The 19,560-nt window shown below is 58.6% G+C and carries 19 protein-coding genes; 5 read left to right on the top strand and 14 right to left on the bottom strand.

From position 1 onward, the window contains the following. Positions 1-5: 5 nt before the first annotated feature. From lspA to murJ, 4 genes are all read right to left on the bottom strand, one after another. The gene (lspA, locus tag AC3WMT_RS08620; protein WP_103303596.1) at positions 6-518 is read right to left on the bottom strand and encodes a signal peptidase II; all 513 of its coding nucleotides are present in this window, start codon (positions 516-518) and stop codon (positions 6-8) included. Then, positions 511-3,342, bottom strand: a complete 2,832-nt coding sequence (gene ileS, locus AC3WMT_RS08625; RefSeq protein WP_103303597.1) for an isoleucine--tRNA ligase — start codon at positions 3,340-3,342, stop codon at positions 511-513. Before ileS ends, lspA begins: the two co-directional genes overlap by 8 nt. A gap of 13 nt (positions 3,343-3,355) precedes the next feature. Continuing rightward, positions 3,356-4,294, bottom strand: coding sequence for a bifunctional riboflavin kinase/FAD synthetase (gene ribF / locus AC3WMT_RS08630; RefSeq protein WP_177431386.1), 939 nt, complete (start codon positions 4,292-4,294; stop codon positions 3,356-3,358). 129 nt (positions 4,295-4,423) lie between these two features. Beyond that, entirely contained in the window at positions 4,424-5,962 is a 1,539-nt protein-coding gene (gene murJ / locus AC3WMT_RS08635) for a murein biosynthesis integral membrane protein MurJ (RefSeq protein WP_103303599.1), read from the bottom strand. Positions 5,963-6,214: 252 nt separating this feature from the next. Between murJ and rpsT the strand changes: the two genes are divergently transcribed. Next, the gene (gene rpsT / locus AC3WMT_RS08640; protein ID WP_003228351.1) at positions 6,215-6,487 is read left to right on the top strand and encodes a 30S ribosomal protein S20; all 273 of its coding nucleotides are present in this window, start codon (positions 6,215-6,217) and stop codon (positions 6,485-6,487) included. A 124-nt stretch (positions 6,488-6,611) separates the two neighbouring features. Here the strand turns inward: rpsT and AC3WMT_RS08645 are convergent, their stop codons facing one another. The 5 genes from AC3WMT_RS08645 to rplU form a co-directional block, all read right to left on the bottom strand. Then, positions 6,612-7,079 carry a CreA family protein gene (locus AC3WMT_RS08645; RefSeq protein ID WP_103303600.1) on the bottom strand — a complete coding sequence of 156 codons (468 nt, stop codon included), beginning with the start codon at positions 7,077-7,079 and terminating at the stop codon, positions 6,612-6,614. 10 nt (positions 7,080-7,089) lie between these two features. Then, positions 7,090-8,208, bottom strand: a complete 1,119-nt coding sequence (proB, locus tag AC3WMT_RS08650) for a glutamate 5-kinase (protein ID WP_103303601.1) — start codon at positions 8,206-8,208, stop codon at positions 7,090-7,092. A gap of 123 nt (positions 8,209-8,331) precedes the next feature. Continuing rightward, the gene (gene cgtA / locus AC3WMT_RS08655) at positions 8,332-9,555 is read right to left on the bottom strand and encodes an Obg family GTPase CgtA (protein ID WP_103303602.1); all 1,224 of its coding nucleotides are present in this window, start codon (positions 9,553-9,555) and stop codon (positions 8,332-8,334) included. 193 nt (positions 9,556-9,748) lie between these two features. Further along, positions 9,749-10,006 (bottom strand): 50S ribosomal protein L27, encoded by a 258-nt coding sequence (gene rpmA / locus AC3WMT_RS08660; protein WP_003176049.1) that lies wholly within the window; start codon positions 10,004-10,006, stop codon positions 9,749-9,751. 35 nt (positions 10,007-10,041) lie between these two features. Then, positions 10,042-10,356 (bottom strand): 50S ribosomal protein L21, encoded by a 315-nt coding sequence (rplU, locus tag AC3WMT_RS08665; RefSeq protein WP_007950961.1) that lies wholly within the window; start codon positions 10,354-10,356, stop codon positions 10,042-10,044. A gap of 240 nt (positions 10,357-10,596) precedes the next feature. On the opposite strand from rplU, the gene AC3WMT_RS08670 reads away from it, so the two are divergent. The 3 genes from AC3WMT_RS08670 (at position 10,597) to AC3WMT_RS08680 (ending at position 12,494) form a co-directional block, all read left to right on the top strand. Beyond that, positions 10,597-11,565, top strand: a complete 969-nt coding sequence (locus AC3WMT_RS08670; protein ID WP_007950962.1) for a polyprenyl synthetase family protein — start codon at positions 10,597-10,599, stop codon at positions 11,563-11,565. A gap of 124 nt (positions 11,566-11,689) precedes the next feature. Beyond that, entirely contained in the window at positions 11,690-12,031 is a 342-nt protein-coding gene (locus AC3WMT_RS08675) for a zinc ribbon domain-containing protein YjdM (RefSeq protein WP_003228364.1), read from the top strand. Between the two features lie 205 nt (positions 12,032-12,236). Next, positions 12,237-12,494 carry a PA4570 family protein gene (locus AC3WMT_RS08680; protein ID WP_034153845.1) on the top strand — a complete coding sequence of 86 codons (258 nt, stop codon included), beginning with the start codon at positions 12,237-12,239 and terminating at the stop codon, positions 12,492-12,494. Between the two features lie 132 nt (positions 12,495-12,626). Here AC3WMT_RS08680 and bamJ read toward each other — a convergent pair whose 3' ends face one another. The 3 genes from bamJ to AC3WMT_RS08695 form a co-directional block, all read right to left on the bottom strand. Next, a complete protein-coding gene (bamJ, locus tag AC3WMT_RS08685; RefSeq protein WP_103303603.1) occupies positions 12,627-13,244 on the bottom strand; it encodes a BamJ family beta-barrel-assembly machinery protein in 618 nt (205 codons plus the stop codon). A gap of 122 nt (positions 13,245-13,366) precedes the next feature. Beyond that, the gene (locus tag AC3WMT_RS08690; RefSeq protein ID WP_103303604.1) at positions 13,367-13,672 is read right to left on the bottom strand and encodes a DUF6482 family protein; all 306 of its coding nucleotides are present in this window, start codon (positions 13,670-13,672) and stop codon (positions 13,367-13,369) included. Positions 13,673-13,808: 136 nt separating this feature from the next. Then, positions 13,809-14,297 carry a TIGR00645 family protein gene (locus AC3WMT_RS08695; RefSeq protein ID WP_103303605.1) on the bottom strand — a complete coding sequence of 163 codons (489 nt, stop codon included), beginning with the start codon at positions 14,295-14,297 and terminating at the stop codon, positions 13,809-13,811. Between the two features lie 165 nt (positions 14,298-14,462). Between AC3WMT_RS08695 and AC3WMT_RS08700 the strand changes: the two genes are divergently transcribed. Beyond that, positions 14,463-16,292 carry a hypothetical protein gene (locus tag AC3WMT_RS08700; protein ID WP_103303606.1) on the top strand — a complete coding sequence of 610 codons (1,830 nt, stop codon included), beginning with the start codon at positions 14,463-14,465 and terminating at the stop codon, positions 16,290-16,292. Positions 16,293-16,331: 39 nt separating this feature from the next. On the opposite strand, the gene AC3WMT_RS08705 is transcribed toward AC3WMT_RS08700, so the two are convergent. Together AC3WMT_RS08705 and AC3WMT_RS08710 are read right to left on the bottom strand one after the other, a co-directional pair. After that, the gene (locus tag AC3WMT_RS08705; protein WP_103303607.1) at positions 16,332-16,649 is read right to left on the bottom strand and encodes a PA4575 family protein; all 318 of its coding nucleotides are present in this window, start codon (positions 16,647-16,649) and stop codon (positions 16,332-16,334) included. A gap of 323 nt (positions 16,650-16,972) precedes the next feature. Next, complete coding sequence (locus AC3WMT_RS08710) at positions 16,973-19,411, bottom strand: Lon protease family protein (RefSeq protein WP_103303608.1); 2,439 nt, start codon at positions 19,409-19,411, stop codon at positions 16,973-16,975. Positions 19,412-19,560 lie beyond the last annotated feature (149 nt).

Consider the following 19,560-nt stretch of genomic DNA (forward strand, 5'->3'; position numbering starts at 1 on the left):
CCTGTTCAGTCATGAACGGCTTCTCCGGTCTTTTTACTTTTGAACATATCCAGTGCCAGCATCACCGCACCCACGGTGATGGCGCTGTCGGCGAAGTTGAACGCCGGGAAGTACCAGCGATTCTGCCAGTGCACCAGAATGAAATCGATCACATGGCCCAGGGCAATGCGGTCATACAGATTGCCCAGCGCCCCGCCCAGCACCAGCGCCAAAGCGATGGCCAGCCAGGTTTCGTTACGGCCAAGACGTTTGAGCCAGACCACCAGCACCGCACTGACCACAATCGCGATCAGGGCGAACAACCAGCGCTGCCAGCCGGAGCTGTCAGCCAGGAAGCTGAACGCAGCGCCGGTGTTGTAGGCCAGGGTCCAGCTGAAGTAATCGGGAATGATCACGATCTGCTGGAACATTTCGAGCTTGCCTTCGAAGTAGAACTTGCTGGCCTGGTCGATGACCAGAACCAGCAAACTCAACCAGAGCCAGCTCAACCGTCCGAAACGGCCAAGGGAATCAGGCATAGTGACGAACCTCGCCTGCGCCGCTGATGTTGTCGACGCAACGACCGCAGATCTCCGGATGCTCCGGGTTCACGCCGACGTCTTCACGGCAGTGCCAGCAACGGGCGCATTTCGGGAAGGCCGATTTGACGATCTGCAGCTTCAGGCCGCTCACTTCGGTGACCACCGCGTCAGCCGGAGCCTGTACAAACGGCGCGACGCTGGCGGTCGAAGTGATCAGAACGAAGCGCAGTTCGTTGCTCAGCTTGGCCAGATCGGCGCTCAGCGCCTCTTCGGCGAACAGCGTCACTTCGGCCTGCAGGTTGCCACCGACGGCCTTGGCCGCGCGCTGGATTTCCATCTCTTTGTTGACCGCAACCTTCACTTCCATGATGCGATCCCAGTAGGCGCGACCCAGCTCGAAGCCTTCCGGCAGCTCGGTCAGACCCTCATACCAGGTGTTGAGCATGACGGATTCATTCCGCTCGCCCGGCAGGTACTGCCACAGCTCGTCGGCGGTGAACGCCAGGATCGGTGCGATCCAGCGCACCAGCGCTTCGGAGATATGGAACAGCGCGGTCTGGCACGAACGACGAGCCTTGCTGTCGGCGCCAGTGGTGTACTGACGGTCCTTGATGATGTCGAGGTAGAAACCACCCAGCTCCTGCACGCAGAAGTTGTGGATCTTCGAGTAGACGTTCCAGAAACGATATTCGCCGTAATGCTCTTGCAACTCGCGTTGCAGCAGCAGGGTGCGGTCTACCGCCCAACGATCCAGCGCGAGCATTTCTTCAGCCGGCAGGATGTCAGTGGCCGGGTTGAAGCCGGTCAGGTTCGAGAGCAGGAAGCGCGCGGTGTTACGGATACGACGATAGGCGTCCGCGCTGCGTTGCAGGATCTGTTCGGAAACCGCCATTTCACCGGAGTAGTCGGTCGAAGCCACCCACAGACGCATGATGTCGGCGCCCAGAGTGTCGTTGACTTTCTGCGGCGCGATCACGTTGCCCAGCGACTTGGACATCTTGCGGCCGGACTCGTCGACGGTGAAACCGTGGGTCAGCAGCTCGCGGTACGGCGCGTGGTTGTCGATGGCGCAACCGGTCAGCAGCGACGAGTGGAACCAGCCACGGTGCTGGTCGGAACCTTCCAGGTACAGGTCGGCACGCGGGCCGGTCTCGTGCCCCATCGGATGCGAACCGCGCAGGACGTGCCAGTGCGTGGTACCCGAATCGAACCAGACGTCGAGGGTGTCGCTGATCTTGTCGTACTGCGGCGCTTCATCACCCAGCAGTTCGGCGGCGTCGAGCTTGAACCAGGCTTCGATGCCTTCGACTTCAACGCGCTTGGCGACTTCTTCCATCAGCTCGACAGTGCGCGGGTGCAGTTCGCCGCTTTCCTTGTTGAGGAAGAACGGGATTGGCACGCCCCAGTTGCGCTGACGGGAGATGCACCAGTCCGGACGGTTGGCGATCATCGAGTGCAGACGCGCCTGGCCCCAGGCCGGAACGAACTTGGTGTCTTCGATGGCTTTGAGCGAGCGCACACGCAGGGTGTCGCCGCTGACCGGCTCTTTGTCCATGCCGATGAACCACTGCGCGGTGGCGCGGTAAATCAGCGGGGTCTTGTGGCGCCAGCAGTGCATGTAGCTGTGCTCGATGACGGTGGTGTGCATCAGCGCACCGACTTCGGTCAGCTTGTCGACGATGGCCGGGTTGGCCTTCCAGATGAACTGACCACCGAAGAATTCCAGCGACGGCACGTAAACGCCGTTGCTCTGCACCGGATTAAGGATGTCGTCGTTGACCATGCCGTACTTCTTGCAGGTCACGAAGTCGTCCACACCGTAGGCCGGAGCGGAATGAACCACGCCGGTGCCGGCGCCCAGTTCGACGTAGTCAGCCAGATACACTGGCGACAGACGGTCGTAGAACGGGTGACGGAAGTTGATCAGTTCCAGTTCTTTACCGGTGGTGGTCGCGATGACCGAGCCTTCGACGCCATAGCGCGCCAGGCAGGCCTCAACCAGCTCTTCTGCCAGCACCAGCAGCTTGTCGCCGATATCAACCAGCGCGTAGTTGAATTCCGGGTGAACGTTCAGTGCCTGGTTGGCCGGGATGGTCCACGGGGTGGTGGTCCAGATCACGATCGAGGCAGGCTTGCTCAGCGACGGCAGACCGAACGCGGCGGCCAGTTTGGCCTCGTCAGCGATCGGGAAAGCCACGTCGATGGTCGAGGACTTCTTGTTCTCGTACTCGACTTCGGCTTCGGCCAGGGCCGAACCGCAGTCGAAGCACCAGTTCACTGGCTTGAGGCCCTTGAACACGAAACCGCCCTTGACGATTTCGGCGAGGGCACGGATTTCACCGGCCTCGTTCTTGAAGTCCATGGTCTTGTACGGATTGGCGAAGTCGCCCAGCACGCCGAGGCGGATGAACTCGGTCTTCTGCCCTTCGATCTGCTCGGTGGCGTAGGCACGGCACAGTTCGCGGGTCTTGTCCGCGCCCAGGTTCTTGCCGTGGGTCACTTCAACCTTGTGCTCGATCGGCAGGCCGTGGCAGTCCCAACCCGGAACATACGGCGCGTCGAAACCCGAAAGGGTTTTCGAGCGGATGATCATGTCCTTGAGAATCTTGTTCAGTGCGTGACCGATGTGGATCGTGCCGTTGGCATACGGAGGGCCGTCGTGCAGGACGAACTTCGGACGATCCTTGCCAATCTCGCGCAACTTTCCGTACAGGCCAATACTGTCCCAGCGCTGCAGGATCTGCGGTTCGCGCTGTGGCAGGCCGGCCTTCATTGGGAAGGCGGTGTCCGGAAGGTTAAGCGTGGCTTTATAGTCGGTCATTTAAGGCTCTTCATTAGCGATGGGCGCTAGGTGCGGCTAGTGCACGGGCGGTGGCGACATCCGCATTGATCGCCGTTTTCAATGCCTCCAGAGAGGCGAATCGCTGCTCTTCACGCAGCTTTTGGTGGAAAACCACCGTCAAACGCCGGTCATACAGATCGCCGGCAAAATCTAAAAGATGCACTTCAAGGTGGGCCTTGCCATCACCTTGCACCGTGGGCCGCACGCCGATATTGGCGACGCCGGGCCAGGTTTTGCCGTCAATATCGACATCCACCAGATACACCCCGGTGAACGGCACGCGACGACGCTTGAGTTGAATGTTTGCCGTGGGCGTACCCAGTTGCCGGGCCAGTTTCTGGCCATGCAGCACGCGACCGGCGATGCGGTACGGCCGACCGAGCAAACGTTCGGCCAAGGCGAAATCAGCGGCAGCCAACGCGTTGCGCACCTGGGTGCTGCTGACGCGAATGCCGTCCAGCTCGACGGTTTGCGCAGCTTCAACGGTGAAGCCGTGAACTTGCCCGGCCTGCAACAGAAAATCGAAATCGCCGAGGCGATCGCAGCCGAAGCGGAAGTCGTCACCCACTTCCAGATGTTGTACGCCGAGGCCGTCCACCAGAATGGTATCGACGAACTCACTGGCGCTGAGCTTGCTCAAGCGCTGGTTGAATGCCAGGCACAGAACCCGGTCAACGCCTTCGGCCGCCAGCAGTTGCAGCTTGTCGCGCAACCGGGCCAGACGCGCCGGCGCGGTCTCTGGCGCAAAGAATTCCCGTGGCTGCGGCTCGAAAATCACCACGCAGCTGGGTACGCCCAACTCATGCGCACGCTCACGCAGTCGGGCCAGGATAGCCTGGTGACCACGGTGAACACCGTCAAAGTTGCCAATAGTGGCGACGCAGCCCCGATGCTGGGGGCGCAAGTTGTGGAGGCCTCGAACCAGCTGCATAACGCGCTTCTTGCTCATAAAGTGGTCGATTATAACCACACCCGACGGTCGACGACAGGCAACACCGTAACGCAAAGTGATCGAGCCGACAAAACTGCCGGCCCGCGCCCGTTCATAAAGGGTGAAACCTCAGCTCAAGGCCTTGCGATTGAAGTCGCGCAGGCGGAAACCGAGCAGCAGCAACATACCGAAATAAGCGACCACACCGGCAACCACCAAAGCGCCAAGACGCAGGAAGCGCTCAAGCATGTGGCCTTGATCCCACGCGGGCATGAAATGCATGCCGATCAGCAATACTGCGGACATTACCACCACAGCCACTACCAGTTTGAAGCCGAACATGTACCAACCCGGTTGCGGTTGATACATCTTTTGTTTGCGCAATTGATAGAACAGCAGCCCGGCATTCAGGCACGCGCCGGCACTGATCGCGAGCGCCAGGCCGGCGTGCGCCAACGGGCCAATCAATACCAGGTTGAATAATTGAGTGACCACCAAGGTGAAGATCGCGATTTTCACCGGGGTACGAATGTTCTGTTGCGCATAAAAGCCCGGCGCCAGCACTTTGATCACGATAATCCCGAGCAGACCGACAGAATAGGCAATCAGCGCCCGCTGGGTCATTTCGGCATCGAAGCCACTGAACTGACCGTACTGGAACAGCGATACGGTCAACGGTTCAGCGAGAATCCCCAGCGCCAGTGCACACGGCAGCACCAGCACAAAGCACAGACGCAGACCCCAATCGAGGATTCGCGAATACTCATGGCGATCCTTGCTGGCGTAGGTTTTCGCCAGCGTCGGCAGCAGAATGGTGCCCAGCGCCACGCCGAGCACGCCGGATGGCAATTCCATCAAGCGGTCGGCGTAATACATCCACGACACCGAGCCCGCGACCAGAAACGAGGCGAAGATGGTGTTGATAATCAGCGAAATCTGACTGACCGACACGCCGAGGATCGCCGGCAACATCTGCTTCATCACCCGCCAGACGCCGGTATCGCGCAGGTTCAGGCGCGGCAACACCAACATACCGATCTTTTTCAGGTGCGGCAGTTGATAAAGCAGTTGCGCCAGACCGCCCACCAGCACGGCCCAGCCCAAGGCCATGACCGGCGGATCGAAGTACGGCGTCAGGAACAGCGAAAACACGATCATGCTGACGTTAAGCAGGGTCGGCACAAACGCCGGCACCGAAAAGCGGTTCCAGGTATTGAGAATCGCACCGGCCAGCGACGACAGCGAGATCAGCAATATATAAGGGAACGTCACCCGCAACAGATCGGAGGTGAGCTGGAATTTTTCCGGTGTGTCGGTGAAACCGGGCGCCGTGGCCCAGATCACCCAGGGCGCCGCGATCATGCCCAGCGCAGTGACCACGGCCAACACCAAGGTCAGCAACCCCGAAACGTAGGCAATGAATGTGCGTGTCGCCTCCTCGCCCTGTTGGCTTTTGTATTCGGCCAGAATCGGCACAAATGCCTGCGAGAAAGCGCCCTCGGCGAAGATCCGCCGCAGCAGATTGGGCAATTTGAAGGCAATAAAGAAGGCATCCGTCGCCATCCCGGCGCCGAATGTGCGAGCAATCAGCGTGTCACGAACAAACCCCAAAACACGGGAAAGCATCGTGATAGAGCTGACGGCGGCCAACGATTTGAGCAGATTCATTGAGGGAATTTGTGCCTGTCGATAAACAGCAGGCGAACAAAGCGCCTACTTGTGCGATACTCCGCGCCGCAGCAGCACAGAGCCAAAGCTCGCGAGTTTACAGGTCAAGCGCCGGAAATAAATATCCCGCCTCTTTATACCTACCACTTAGCGGAACGTTTCAAGTGCCCTTGACAAGACTTCAACTCATCGGCATGATTCGCGGCCTATTTTGTTTGCTATTTCCTAAAAAGTCTTTCGAGGAGCTCGACGGTGGCCAACTCACCTTCCGCCAAAAAACGTGCAAAACAGGCTGAGAAGCGTCGCAGCCACAACGCCAGCCTGCGTTCCATGGTTCGCACCTACATCAAGAATGTAGTTAAAGCCATCGACGCAAAAGACGCTGAAAAAGCTCAAGCTGCATACGTTCTGGCTGTGCCAGTTATCGACCGTATGGCCGATAAAGGCATCATCCACAAGAACAAGGCTGCTCGCCATAAGAGCCGCCTGAATGGCCACGTTAAAGCGCTGAAAGAAGCTGCTTAATCGACGTAGTCATTAAAAAACCGACCTCAGGGTCGGTTTTTTATTGCCTGCGATTTGGTAAATCCCGCTCATAAAAAATGGGAGGGGACTCATCCCCTCCCACATTGCACATCTGATTTGCGCGTTATTGCTGAACCGGCACCCACGGCAGAATCGGGATGGCGGTCACCGCATTCTGCGGACTACCCTCGATCACGCGATCGCTGTAGACCAGATACACCAGCGTGTTGCGCTTCTTGTCGAGGAAGCGCACCACCTGCATGGTCTTGAACACCAGCGACGTGCGCTCCTTGAACACCTCGTCACCATCCTTCAGCTCACCTTTGAACTTGATCGGACCCACCTGACGGCAGGCGATCGAGGCTTCGGCGCGATCCTCAGCCAGACCCAAGCCACCTTTCACGCCGCCAGTCTTGGCGCGCGATAGATAGCAGGTCACACCCTCGACCTTCGGATCATCAAACGCCTCGACCACGATCCGATCATTTGGACCGACAAGCTTGAACACTGTCGATACCTGACCGATTTCTTCGGCCGAGGCCAGCAACGGCAACGCCATCAACAGACCCAACAATCCTTTTGCTATACGCATCAAGTTTTCCTTAAACCAGAATCAGGTTGTCACGATGAACCAATTCCGGCTCAGCCATGTAACCCAGCAAACCGACAATCGCCTCTGACGACTGACCGATAATTTTTTGCGCTTCCAGCGCACTGTAATTGGCGAGACCACGGGCGATTTCACGACCATCCGGCGCCACACAGACCACCATCTCACCGCGACGGAAACTGCCCTGCACCAACTTCACACCCACTGGCAGCAAGCTCTTGTTGCCTTGGGATAACGCCGACACTGCCCCATCATCCAACACCAGCGTGCCGCGAGTCTGCAGATGCCCAGCCAGCCACTGCTTGCGCGCCGCGAGCATGCCACGCTCAGGCGACAGCAAGGTGCCGATACGCTCACCCGCCTTCAGGCGATCAAGTACACGCTCAAGACGCCCACCGACAATGATGGTATGCGCACCGGAACGCGCAGCCAGACGCGCCGCACGCAACTTGGTCTGCATGCCGCCCCGCCCCAGCGCACCGCCAGTTCCACCCGCAACCGCATCCAGAGCCGGATCATCGGCGCGAGCCTCATAAATCAGCTGAGCCTCGGGATTGTTACGCGGATCAGCGTCGAACATGCCATCGCGATCCGTGAGAATCACCAGCAAATCGGCTTCAACCAGGTTGGCCACCAGCGCTGCCAGCGTGTCGTTGTCACCAAAACGGATTTCATCAGTGACCACGGTGTCGTTTTCATTGATCACCGGAATGACTTTCAGCTCGACCAGCGCACGCAAGGTGCTGCGGGCGTTCAGGTAGCGCTTGCGATCGGAGAGGTCGTCGTGAGTCAGGAGAATCTGCGCAGTGTGCCGACCATGCTCGGCGAAGCTCGACTCCCAAGCCTGCACCAGCCCCATCTGGCCAATTGCCGCGGCCGCCTGGAGCTCGTGCATCGCACTGGGTCGTGCGGTCCAGCCCAAACGGCTCATGCCGGCCGCCACTGCCCCGGAGGACACCAGCACCAACTCGACGCCGGCCTCATGCAAGGCCACCATCTGCTCGACCCAAACACTCATTGCCGCACGATCCAGCCCTTTGCCATCAGCTGTCAGCAAAGCGCTGCCGATCTTCACGACCCAACGCTGCGCACCTGTCACCTTGCTCCGCATCATCTTCAACCTTAGCTTGAGGGCAGCGCGACCCAGCGCCACCCATGACGTTATTTGTGACTTGCGATTTCCAGATACTAAAACGCCGCTCGATTGAGCGGCGCTTAAGTTTACTGCAACGAATCAGTCGCGCACGTAAATGATTTCCGGACCGTCTTCGTCATCCACATCTTCTTCGTCCCAATCATCGTCACCGATGTCGTGGACCGACTTCACGCCACTGCGACGCAGGGCACGCTTGTCATCCAGCGCCTGCAGTTGCGCACGCGCCTCGTCTTCGATGCGCTGGTCGAGATCGGCCAACTCTTCTTTGTAAGCCGGATCATTGGCCAGACGATCAGCACGATCTTCCATGTAACGCATGATGTCATGGCACAGACGCTCGGTACCGATCTTGGCGATGGCCGAGATCACGTAAACCGGACCAGTCCATTCCAGGCGATCAACGATTTCCTTGACGCGCTCTTCGTGCTCTTCTTCAAGGATCTGGTCGCACTTGTTCAGCACCAGCCAGCGATCACGCTCAGCCAGGGACGGGCTGAACTTGATCAGTTCGTTGACGATCACTTCCGCGGCATCCGGTGCACTGGTGTCATCCAGCGGCGCCATGTCGACGAGGTGCAGCAACAGACGCGTACGCGCCAAGTGCTTGAGGAAGCGGATACCCAGGCCAGCACCGTCGGAAGCACCTTCGATCAGACCCGGAATGTCGGCCACGACGAAGCTCTTCCAGCGATCGACGCTGACCACACCGAGGTTTGGCACCAACGTGGTGAACGGGTAGTCGGCAACTTTCGGCTTGGCGGCAGAGACCGAGCGAATGAAGGTACTTTTACCGGCGTTCGGCAAGCCCAGCAGACCCACGTCAGCCAGTACTTTCATTTCCAGTTTCAGGTCACGCTGCTCACCCGGCTTACCCGGCGTGGTCTGGCGTGGCGCACGGTTGGTACTGGATTTGAAACGGGTGTTACCCAGACCGTGCCAACCGCCCTGTACGACCATCAACTTCTGACCGGCCTTGGTCAGGTCGCCGATGACTTCCTGAGTCGCCGAGTCGATCACGGTTGTGCCGACCGGAACGCGCAGGATCAGGTCCTCACCTTTCTTGCCGGTGCAATCGGTGCTGCCGCCGTTGGAACCACGCTCGGCATCGAAGTGCCGGGTGTAACGGTAGTCGACCAGGGTGTTGAGGTTTTCGTCAGCCATCATGTAGATAGAGCCGCCATCACCACCATCACCACCGTTCGGACCACCGTTTTCGATGAACTTTTCCCGACGGAAACTCATGGCGCCATTGCCGCCATCACCAGCCTTTACGCGAATCGATACTTCATCAACAAACTTCATAACCAACGCCTCTCGCCATACGGACGAGCCGAAAAACAATCAAGACATAAGACTCTTGCAAAAATGAGCGCAGCGACCCCAAAACACGACCTGCATCGCACGCCGACAGCCCATACAAACAGTTTTGCAAGAGACTCACCCCACAAACGAAAAAGCCCCGTCGCAAGACAGGGCTCTTCCAGCGATCTCGCGATTAAGCCGCGACAACGCTCACGTAACGGCGGTTGAACGCGCCTTTTACTTCAAACTTGATCACGCCTTCGATTTTAGCGAAGAGGGTGTGATCCTTACCCATGCCTACACCGTAACCGGCGTGGAATTGGGTACCGCGCTGACGCACGATGATGTTGCCCGGAATGATTTTCTGGCCGCCATACATCTTGACGCCAAGGCGTTTGGCTTCTGAGTCGCGACCGTTACGGGTACTACCACCAGCTTTTTTGTGTGCCATGAGTTCAATTCTCCTAGTGAGGAATTAGGCTGAAATTAAGCCTGAATACCGGTGATTTTGATCTCGGTGTACCACTGGCGGTGGCCCATACGCTTCATGTGGTGCTTACGACGACGGAACTTGATGATGCGGACTTTATCGTGACGACCTTGGGAGATCACTTCAGCCACAACAGTAGCGCCAGCAACAACTGGAGCGCCGATGTTTACGTCGTCGCCATTGGCAACCAACAGAACGCGATCAAAGGTAACGGATTCGCCAGTAGCGACTTCCAGTTTTTCGATCTTCAGGTATTCACCTGGGGCGACTTTGTACTGCTTGCCGCCAGTAACGATTACTGCATAAGACATGGTATTTCTCCGATAATCCTGCTCACCCAGCTCTTTATAAGAAGAGGTATTGGCTGGCATGGCTGCATGGGGCTGGAAGGCCCGCTTGCAATTGCGTAAGGCAGGTGCTGCCCAGGAAGTTCAGGGTGCGCGATTGTACGCAAGGCGCCGCAGGCTTGCAAGTAGCCGTCCATCGCGCCTTGACAGGTCTGGATGGGGGTCCTAGCATGCCGCGCAACCCTTCTGGAGCGACTCTCGCTGATGCAACCCCAAGCTTTCTACCGCGCGGTGGCGGACGATTTTAGCGCCGTCGACGGCATCATCAAGAAGCAGCTGACTTCCCGAGTGCCGCTGGTATCGAAAATCGGCGATTACATCACCTCGGCCGGCGGCAAACGTCTGCGTCCTTTATTAGTGCTGCTGTGTGGCAAGGCCCTGGGTCGCGAAGGCGACGACATGCGCCTGCTCGCCGCCACCATCGAATTCCTCCACACCGCGACCCTGCTGCATGACGACGTCGTCGACATGTCCGGCATGCGCCGTGGCCGCTCGACCGCCAACGCCATGTGGGGCAATGCCCCAAGCGTGCTGGTCGGCGATTTCCTGTACTCACGCTCGTTCGAGATGATGGTCGAACTGGGCTCGATGCCGGTCATGAAGATCCTGTCCCAGGCCACGCGCATCATCGCCGAAGGCGAAGTGTTGCAGCTGTCCAAGGTTCGTGACGCCAGCACCACCGAAGAAACCTACATGGAAGTCATCCGCGGCAAGACCGCGATGCTTTTCGAAGCCTCGACCCACAGCGCCGCTGCGCTGGCCGGTGCCACCGCCGAGCAGAGCGAAGCCTTGCGCACCTTCGGTGATCACCTGGGTGTGGCGTTCCAACTGGTCGACGACCTGCTCGACTACAAGGGCGACGCCGAAACCCTGGGCAAGAACGTCGGTGACGATCTGGCCGAAGGCAAACCGACCCTGCCGCTGATCTACACCATGCGCGAAGGCACGCCTGAACAGGCAGCCCTGGTGCGTCAGGCGATCCAGAAAGGCGGGATTGAAGATCTGGAAAGCATCCGCATCGCCGTGGAAGCTTCCGGTTCTTTGGAATACACCGCGCAACTGGCCCGTGATTACGTGGCCCGTGCGATCAAGTGCCTTGACGCGCTGCCGGCCAGCGAGTATCGCGATGCGCTGGTTGAATTAAGTGAGTTTGCGGTCGCCCGCACACACTGATCATCCCGAGCAATCAAGGGCCGCAGCCTTCTCCGAAGCCTGCGGCTTTTTGTTGCCTGCCCGCTTGCCGCTAAAACCTTATACAATGTGCGACTTTTAGCGATCCACATCCCAAGGAGCCTTAGTGAGCACGTTGCCACCCTGCCCGAAATGCAATTCCGAATACACCTATGAAGACGGCGCGCAACTGATCTGCCCGGAGTGCGCCCACGAGTGGTCGGCCAATGGCGAAGCCGAAGTGGCCTCTGACGATGCAGTGAAGAAAGACTCGGTCGGCAATGTCCTGCAAGACGGCGACACCATCACCGTGATCAAGGACTTGAAGGTCAAGGGCACCTCGCTGGTGGTCAAGGTCGGCACCAAGGTCAAGAACATCCGCCTGTGCGATGGCGACCATGACATCGACTGCAAGATCGACGGTATCGGCCCAATGAAACTCAAATCCGAGTTCGTCAGAAAAGTCTGAACCTGTTGTGATCCATCCCGCGCCCGACGTGGGATGGAGCTTCACCCTCCCCGCTTTCCCCTAGCCAATTCACGCAATAGCCAAACGCCAGCCGTTTTGACCTTACGCAATCTTTACCCGGAAAAATTCACAATCTGCCAATAGGCACTTGCTATTTGATGAATAAGAATTATTCTCATTGAAACCTTTCAAGGAGATTAGAACCATGACTTATTTGATCGACGCGTGGCTGGATCGCCCACACCCTTACCTCAGAATCCTCCATCGGGAGACCGGTGAAGTCTGTGCGGTGCTTGAAGAAGAAGCCTTGCATGAACTGCAGGATCAGGGGGATCTGGACGTCAGCAGCCTGAATTCCAGTGAGCCGCTGGTGCTCAAGGAGCTAGTGCGCAATCTGTTCCTGTTCTGCTACGCCCGGGCGTTGCGCCCGACCAGCGAACTGCATCACAAGATAGAACTATGAAACGCGGTAAAAACTGTAGGAGTGAGCCTGCTCGCGAAAGCGGTGTGTCAGACAACACATCAGTCGACTGAAAACACGCCATAGCGAGCAGGCTCACTCCTACATCAGCCCGCCATCAAGGCAGGCCAGGTCTTACAGAACGTCGAGCAGTTCGACGTCAAACACCAGAACGCTGTGCGGCGGGATGCTGCCAACGCCTTGCGCGCCGTAAGCCAGCTCGCTCGGCACGTACAGACGCCATTTGCTGCCGGCATTCATCAGTTGCAGGGCTTCGGTCCAGCCAGGGATCACGCCGCCAACCGGGAATTCTGCAGGCTGGCCGCGCTCGTAGGAGCTGTCGAACACGGTGCCGTCGATCAGCGTGCCGTGGTAGTGAGTACGCACCTGGTCTTCACGGGTCGGCTTGGCGCCTTCGCCCTGAGTCAGCACTTCGAATTGCAGGCCGGAAGCCAGAGTGGTGATGCCGTCACGCTTGGCGTTTTCAGCCAGGAAGGCCAGGCCTTCGCCAGCAGCGGCTTCAGCCTTGGCAGCGGCTTCGGCTTGCATGATCTCGCGGATCACTTTGAAGCTGGCGGACATTTCTTCCTGACCCACACGGCTTTCCTTACCGGCGAAAGCGTCGGTCAGACCGGCCAGGATCGCGTCCAGGCTGACACCCGGTGGCGGGTTGTCGCGCAGCTGGTCACCCAACTGACGGCCGATGCCGTAGCTGACGCGGGTTTCGTCGGTGGACAGATTTACTTCGGACATGACACTGCTCCGCTGTGCGGACGGCGACAAGACTTGCCGTGCGTGCACAGCGCGTCCCGGCGCGCCCGGAACCAAAAGGGCGAGCAGACTAGCACAGATGCCAGACCTGTGGCGCGCAAGGCCTACAGGGCCGAGCGCCAGGCAAGCGGTACTTTCAGGCTTTCCTCGCCACTGGCGCCGAGGCCACACATTTCATCGTGTACCGAGGTGTGTACGAGGTTGAACGGCAACACCGGGAAACTGTGCAAAAGATCCCGTGCGTGCTCGACCGAACGTAGCGTCAGCATGTTGCCCTTGAGATCACTCAACGGGTACGCCGCGCCATGCATCCGCGCTTCGAGCAGGTAAATCCCGCCCTCCATGGAGATCAGGTTCAGCTCATCAACCTTTTTGGCGATGGCAAACGCATTCAACTCTTGCAGGTTCATGAACACACCTCACGCAGTGGCGAGCCAAGACGTCTACAGGGATATGCCCGCGCGCAACAAAGCACAAGCCACAAACGACACCGCCCGTCTGTTTCGCAACAGACGGGCGGTGTTTTTTGCAGCGATCAAAACGTGATCAGTGCTTGGTGACCTTGTCCAGATAACCCATCGCGCAAGCCGAGAGCACGAAGGTCATGTGAATGATCACGTACCACTTCAGGTGCTCGGGATCGACGTTCTTGGCATCCATGAAAATCCGCAACAGGTGGATCGAGGAGATCGCCACGATCGAGGCCGCCACTTTCATCTTCAACGACGAAGAATCCATGGTGCCCAGCCAGTTGAGCTTTTCCTTGCCTTCATCGATGTCCAGTTGCGAGACGAAATTCTCGTAGCCGGAGATCATCACCATGACCAGCAAGCCGCCCACCAGAGCCATATCGATCAGCGACAGCAACACCAGAATCAGATCCGATTCAGCCATCGAGAACACATTGGGAATGACGTGGAAAACTTCCTGGAAGAACTTCAGCGCCAGCGCCAGCAACCCGAGGGAGAGCCCGAAGTAGATCGGCGCCAACAGCCAGCGCGAGGTGTACATTGCGTTTTCGATAAAGCGTTCCATTGAATCTCACACATGGGGTGGGGGTGGTAATCGGCGGCGAGTATACCAGCCACCTGTGACACCCAGAAACTGCCCGAAAATCCGTCACCTGCGCGTGTGTGGCATTTTTTTCTGCTAGTGTCCAAACCATTGACAGCTCAGCGACAGCGGACAGGACGAGTGGAAATGGATGTGCGATTGCCGATAACGACTGCCGGAATTTGCTTGACCCTGCTCCTCGGCGGTTGCTCGCCCGGTGACGAGAAGCATGCGCTCAGCCTGGAAGAAAAAACCGCAAAATTCGAACAGTCACTCGATGCCATCAGCGATCCGAAGCTCAAGGACGCCGTCACCGAACTCGGCGGCTCGCTGCTGTTGCTTGAACGCGCCCAGCTCAAACTCGACAGCATGGTGGCAAAAACCGAATACGGTGAAGACGCCCTCGGCATCCTCAAGCACTACCCTGCCCCGCAGGCGCTGGTCGATACCTTCATCAATGGTTTGTTCGTGCTGCACAAGGACGCCAGTTCCGATTACCTCACGGATCTGCAACCGGTCTTCCCGTTCAACCTCAACATTCCCGGCGGCTTCCTGTTTCCCCATGGCGTGGAATGGCAATCGGTCACCCTGAGCAACAAGCGCGTCATTGCTTACCAGCCGGAGTGGTCGGAAACCGATCCAGGCATTCAGTTAAGCCCATCAAGTTCCAACGTCACCAATCCCGATGACCTGACCGTGACCTACCCGTTCATCGACGGTCTCGACGTGGACAAGAAAACCCAGCCACAACCGGTGAGCCTGCAAGGCAAAGTGGAAGTGATCGCGCCGCGACGTCTGTTCAGTTTCGACCTGAGTAAAAAGGATGTCGGTCAGACGCGTACCGATGACAACCTCAGCGTCAAAGTGCTGAAACTGGAAAAGAACTACGCCGAGGTCGAATTCAGCAACAACCTGCCATTGGCTCCGGAAGTCGCCGACGCCCAGCTCAATCCGCTGATCGTTCAGGCCCGCGACGCCACCGGGCAATATCTGGCGCGTGCCGGCTCGATCAACGAAAGCCCGGAGCAGGTGTCCTTCTACGAAAAACAACTGGCACACCTGCAACAGCAGAAGACCTGGAGCGACACGCTGGAAAAACAGCTCGGCGACGAACAGCAAGCCTTCGATCAACAGCACCCGCGCCGTTACAACAAGGTCTACTTCAACGGCCCGATCGAAACCCTGGAAGTCAGTGTGCTCGACTTCTCGGCAGTCACCGTGACCCGCAAAACGCTGGATCTGCCCATTCGCGCGTTCCATCAGCACACCACGGAAAAAGCCATCCAGCCGCTGGATCTGCCGGTGGTGGTGTATGACGATCTGGCCGTGAACTGGCTCAAAGGCGCAAGCCTCACTGAAGAGCAGTTGAAGGCTGGCATCCGTGTCCATCAATCGGTGGAAGACCCAAGCGCCGCGCGCATCGAGTTTTCCCATCGCCGCACCTTCAACGATGAACTGCTCGGCGATGACTTCAACCCCGGTGAAAGCCCGGTGACATTCTTCACCGAAAAACGCAGCGGCAAACTCGATGAACCCATCGAACTGCCGCCCGAGGCTTATCAGGTTGATCCGCTGCGAGCGACGATCACCTACGATTTGAATCTGTTCCCGGAAACCCCGGCGATCGCCGTTGGCTCGATGCCGCTGTTTCTGGCAACGGTCGACAAGAAATCCTACGACGGCAAGTCTCTGCCCAAAGGCCTGGAGATCAAGAACAACACGCTGGTGGTGGACCTGAAACTGTTCCCCGCCAACGAGTGGCGATTCTTCGTCAAGGACGACAGTGGCAATTACCTGAAGCAGATTCTTTCGGTCAGCCACGACGCGAGCGCAGAAGGCCCGGCGCTGTTTGGCGTGCATTATTTTTATGGCCATCCAACTCACGTGGAGACCTATCAGCGAACCGACCTCGCCACCGTGCAATACGGTTTTGAGGTCAAACTCGACAAGGCGCAGATGCCTGATTCGGCACCCTGAAAAGATCGCAACCTGCAGCAGTCCCTGCGCAGATCTGCGTCAATTGAGGCTGCGGCCTCGGCCACCGTTGATCTGCCGCAGCTGGGCTTGCAGGTGCAGGCTCCAGATCTGCGGGTCGTCGGCCAACTGATAGCCGTGCATCGTCAGACTTTCAACGATGGTGTCGAGGATTGACTCGGCGGCGATCGGTCCGTGAAACGGGCCCTGAGCTTTGATGGCGGAAGGTTGTTCGCCGGCCATGCCGGCAGCGAAGAGCAGCGTCCACATGCCGTTATCGCCGGCCAACGGTTTGATGGCGCATTCGATGCGGGTCACAAGACCCAGGCATTGACGGGTGAGGCAGAGGTTGCGCGACATGGCGGCGACCCTCGGTGAAGCCGGTATTCAGCCCTCACGGGAGGACTGGCTCGATCCAGTGATACTGTCGATATCCTTGAGCTGAGAATAGAAGAAAAGTCCGCCGCGCAAGCCGGATAGAACCAAAAGGCGCCGAATGGTCATTGTGTGAATATTGGCGCCAGAGTGATGGCACATTTCCCGAAGATCACTGCAAAAACCAATGTGGAAAACAAATGCAGGAGTGAGCCTGCTCTCGATGGCAACGTGTCAGGCAACATTTTTGCCGACTGACACACCGCCATCGCGAGCAGGCTCACTCCTACAGTTTGACCGCGCCAGGCTTAAGCGGGTTTGGCTTCGGCCAATGCTTCCTGCGCCAATTCCTTCTCGGCTTCCTTGAGGTCTTCTTCGCTGATCATTTCGGCGATGTCGCGCAAGCGCTCGACCACCCGCGCGTTGATGCTGCCTTCAGGGAATTCGCCCTTCTCGTTCGGCGTACCCGCCGGCTCGCCGGCCAGCAGACTCAACGCCTCATCAGCCTGACACACCGCGTAAACGTGGAATTGCCCGGCGCGCACCGCCGCCAGCACTTTCTCATCCAACATCAGTGTCGCCACGTTGGCCTGCGGAATGATCGCGCCCTGCTCGCCCGTCAGACCGCGTGCTTCGCAGAGACGGAAGAAGCCTTCGATCTTCTCGTTGACCCCGCCGACCGCCTGCACCTCACCGAACTGGTTGATCGAACCGGTGATCGCGAAACACTGCTTGAGCGGGGTTTTCGACAGCGCCGAAATCAGCGTGCACGCCTCGCCCAGCGACGCACTGTCGCCATCGACGTAACCGTAGGATTGCTCCAGCGCGATGCTCGCGGAAATCGCCAATGGGAATTCCTGGGCGTAACGGCTACCCAGATAACCGGTGAGGATCATCACGCCTTTGGAGTGGATCGGCTGGCCAAGGTTGACCTCTCGCTCGATGTCGACGATGCCGCTGCCGCCCGGGTACACCGTGGCGGAAATCCGCGCCGGCACACCGAACGCCGAGTCGCCGACCTCAAGCACCGTCAGACCGTTGCACTTGCCGACCGCCGCGCCATCGGTGTCGATCAGAATGATCCCGGCGAGCATGTCGTCGAGAATCCGCGCCGAGACACGCCCGGTGCGGGTCGCCTTGGCTTTCAGGGCTCGCTCGATGTGCCCGGCATCAGTCATTTCATCGCCAGCCAGATGACGGATGAAATCCGCTTCGCTGACCAGTTGGAACAGATCGCCGATACGCGCCGACAAACGCCCCTGATGTTCGGCCAGACGCGCGCTGTAAGTGGCCAGGCGCGCCACGGCATCTGCAGTCAACGGCGCCATGCCTTCTTCCGAAGTACGGGTTTTCAACAGCTGGGCGAACTGCTCCAGGCTCTCGTCGACCATCGGAATGTCTTCGTCGAAATCGACCAGAACGCGGAACATCTCCTGAAAGTCCGGATCAAGGTCTTGCAACGTGTAATACAGCGACCGCGCACCGATGATGATGACTTTGACCTGCAACGGAATGTGCTGCGGGTTGAGCGTCACGGTGGCGAAGCGGCCCATCTCGCCCAGTGGCGATTCCATTTTCAGCTTGCGCGATTGCAGGGCGCGCTTGAGCGCGTCCCACACGAACGGCTCGCTGAGCATTTTTTCTGCTTCAAGGATCAGGAACCCCCCGTTGGCGCGGTGCAATGCCCCCGGACGTAGCTGACGATAGGTGGTGTAGAGCGCGCCCTGATCAGTGGTGTATTCGATGCGGCCGAACAGATTTTCATAGGTCGGATGCGGCTCGAACACCACCGGCGCACCGCCGCTGGCCGGATGACCGACCACCAGGCTTGGTGCGTATTGCTCTTCCAGCAGCTTGCGCGCGACGGCGTCGGTCTTGCTGTCGTCGACCAGTTGCTCGACAACGGTTTTCAGCAGATACACCTGCATCGCTTGCAGATAACCGCAGACAGCAGCATTTTCTGCGTACTTCTCCGACAGTGGCGACAGCAACGGCTGCAAGGCCAGCGTGATGGTTTCTTCGTTGAGCGAACGCAGTTGGTTGTTCGACTCGCGCTTCCACTGCGGCAGGCTGGCGAGTTCTTCGTTCAGGCGCTCTTCGAGGCCGGAGATGTCATCGTGAAAACGCTCGCGATCAGCCTCCGGCAATTGCGAAAACTCGGCTTCATCCAGCGCCTTGCCATCAAGCATCGGCGTGAACGCGATGTTGCTGCTGTCGCGGTACAGGGCGACGTCTTTTTCCAGGGCCAGACGCTCGATGATGTCGAGGGCCTTGTCGTAGCGCTGGTTGAAAGCGCGGTCGATGGCGCTTTTCTTTTGCTGGTAGGACGGGTGCTCGAACACCGCCGGAAAAGTCGCCAGCAGGTTGTCGATCAAACCGTTGATGTCACCGATGAATGCGCCGGCCGTGCCCGATGGCAGTTCCAGGGCGCGGGGCTCGCGCGGTTCATCGAAGTTGTTGACGTAGACCCAGTCGGCCGGGGTCTGCAGGCGCTTGCCTTCGGCCTTCAGGTAGCGTTTGACGAACGAGAAGCGACCGGTACCGGGCTCGCCCATGACAAAGACGTTGTAACCGGGGCGTGGCATGGCCACACCGAACTGCAAGGCTTCGACCGCGCGTTCCTGGCCGAGCACACCGCGAAAGGGCTCCAGATCATTGGTGGTAGTGAAGCTGAACTGTTCAGCGGAAAACGGACGGGTCAGCGCTTCGGGCGCTAGACGCAAGCTGGCAGCAACAGGATCAGGCATCGGGCTTCCTTAACAATCAGGCGGGGCAGATAGCGGCATTCTGGCGCTGCCCGTGCCCCACTGGCAAGGCGCGCCATGTGACAAAGCATAGACAACTCGCCCTCTGCGCAGCAGGCCCCCGGAAAACGGGCTTATGACCAAATCTTTTG

Source organism: Pseudomonas sp. FW305-7 (assembly GCF_058786735.1).

What these genes read in the sequence shown, in the direction of transcription:
- AC3WMT_RS08700 (WP_103303606.1), top strand. Translation starts at nt 14,463, where the DNA reads ATGGATGTGCGATTGCCGATAACGACTGCCGGAATTTGCTTGACCCTG.
- lspA (WP_103303596.1), bottom strand. Translation starts at nt 518, where the DNA reads ATGCCTGATTCCCTTGGCCGTTTCGGACGGTTGAGCTGGCTCTGGTTG.
- AC3WMT_RS08710 (WP_103303608.1), bottom strand. Translation starts at nt 19,411, where the DNA reads ATGCCTGATCCTGTTGCTGCCAGCTTGCGTCTAGCGCCCGAAGCGCTG.
- AC3WMT_RS08705 (WP_103303607.1), bottom strand. Translation starts at nt 16,649, where the DNA reads ATGTCGCGCAACCTCTGCCTCACCCGTCAATGCCTGGGTCTTGTGACC.
- AC3WMT_RS08680 (WP_034153845.1), top strand. Translation starts at nt 12,237, where the DNA reads ATGACTTATTTGATCGACGCGTGGCTGGATCGCCCACACCCTTACCTC.
- cgtA (WP_103303602.1), bottom strand. Translation starts at nt 9,555, where the DNA reads ATGAAGTTTGTTGATGAAGTATCGATTCGCGTAAAGGCTGGTGATGGC.
- rpmA (WP_003176049.1), bottom strand. Translation starts at nt 10,006, where the DNA reads ATGGCACACAAAAAAGCTGGTGGTAGTACCCGTAACGGTCGCGACTCA.
- proB (WP_103303601.1), bottom strand. Translation starts at nt 8,208, where the DNA reads ATGCGGAGCAAGGTGACAGGTGCGCAGCGTTGGGTCGTGAAGATCGGC.
- bamJ (WP_103303603.1), bottom strand. Translation starts at nt 13,244, where the DNA reads ATGTCCGAAGTAAATCTGTCCACCGACGAAACCCGCGTCAGCTACGGC.
- AC3WMT_RS08670 (WP_007950962.1), top strand. Translation starts at nt 10,597, where the DNA reads ATGCAACCCCAAGCTTTCTACCGCGCGGTGGCGGACGATTTTAGCGCC.
- ribF (WP_177431386.1), bottom strand. Translation starts at nt 4,294, where the DNA reads ATGCAGCTGGTTCGAGGCCTCCACAACTTGCGCCCCCAGCATCGGGGC.
- AC3WMT_RS08695 (WP_103303605.1), bottom strand. Translation starts at nt 14,297, where the DNA reads ATGGAACGCTTTATCGAAAACGCAATGTACACCTCGCGCTGGCTGTTG.
- murJ (WP_103303599.1), bottom strand. Translation starts at nt 5,962, where the DNA reads ATGAATCTGCTCAAATCGTTGGCCGCCGTCAGCTCTATCACGATGCTT.
- AC3WMT_RS08645 (WP_103303600.1), bottom strand. Translation starts at nt 7,079, where the DNA reads ATGCGTATAGCAAAAGGATTGTTGGGTCTGTTGATGGCGTTGCCGTTG.
- ileS (WP_103303597.1), bottom strand. Translation starts at nt 3,342, where the DNA reads ATGACCGACTATAAAGCCACGCTTAACCTTCCGGACACCGCCTTCCCA.
- rplU (WP_007950961.1), bottom strand. Translation starts at nt 10,356, where the DNA reads ATGTCTTATGCAGTAATCGTTACTGGCGGCAAGCAGTACAAAGTCGCC.
- AC3WMT_RS08690 (WP_103303604.1), bottom strand. Translation starts at nt 13,672, where the DNA reads ATGAACCTGCAAGAGTTGAATGCGTTTGCCATCGCCAAAAAGGTTGAT.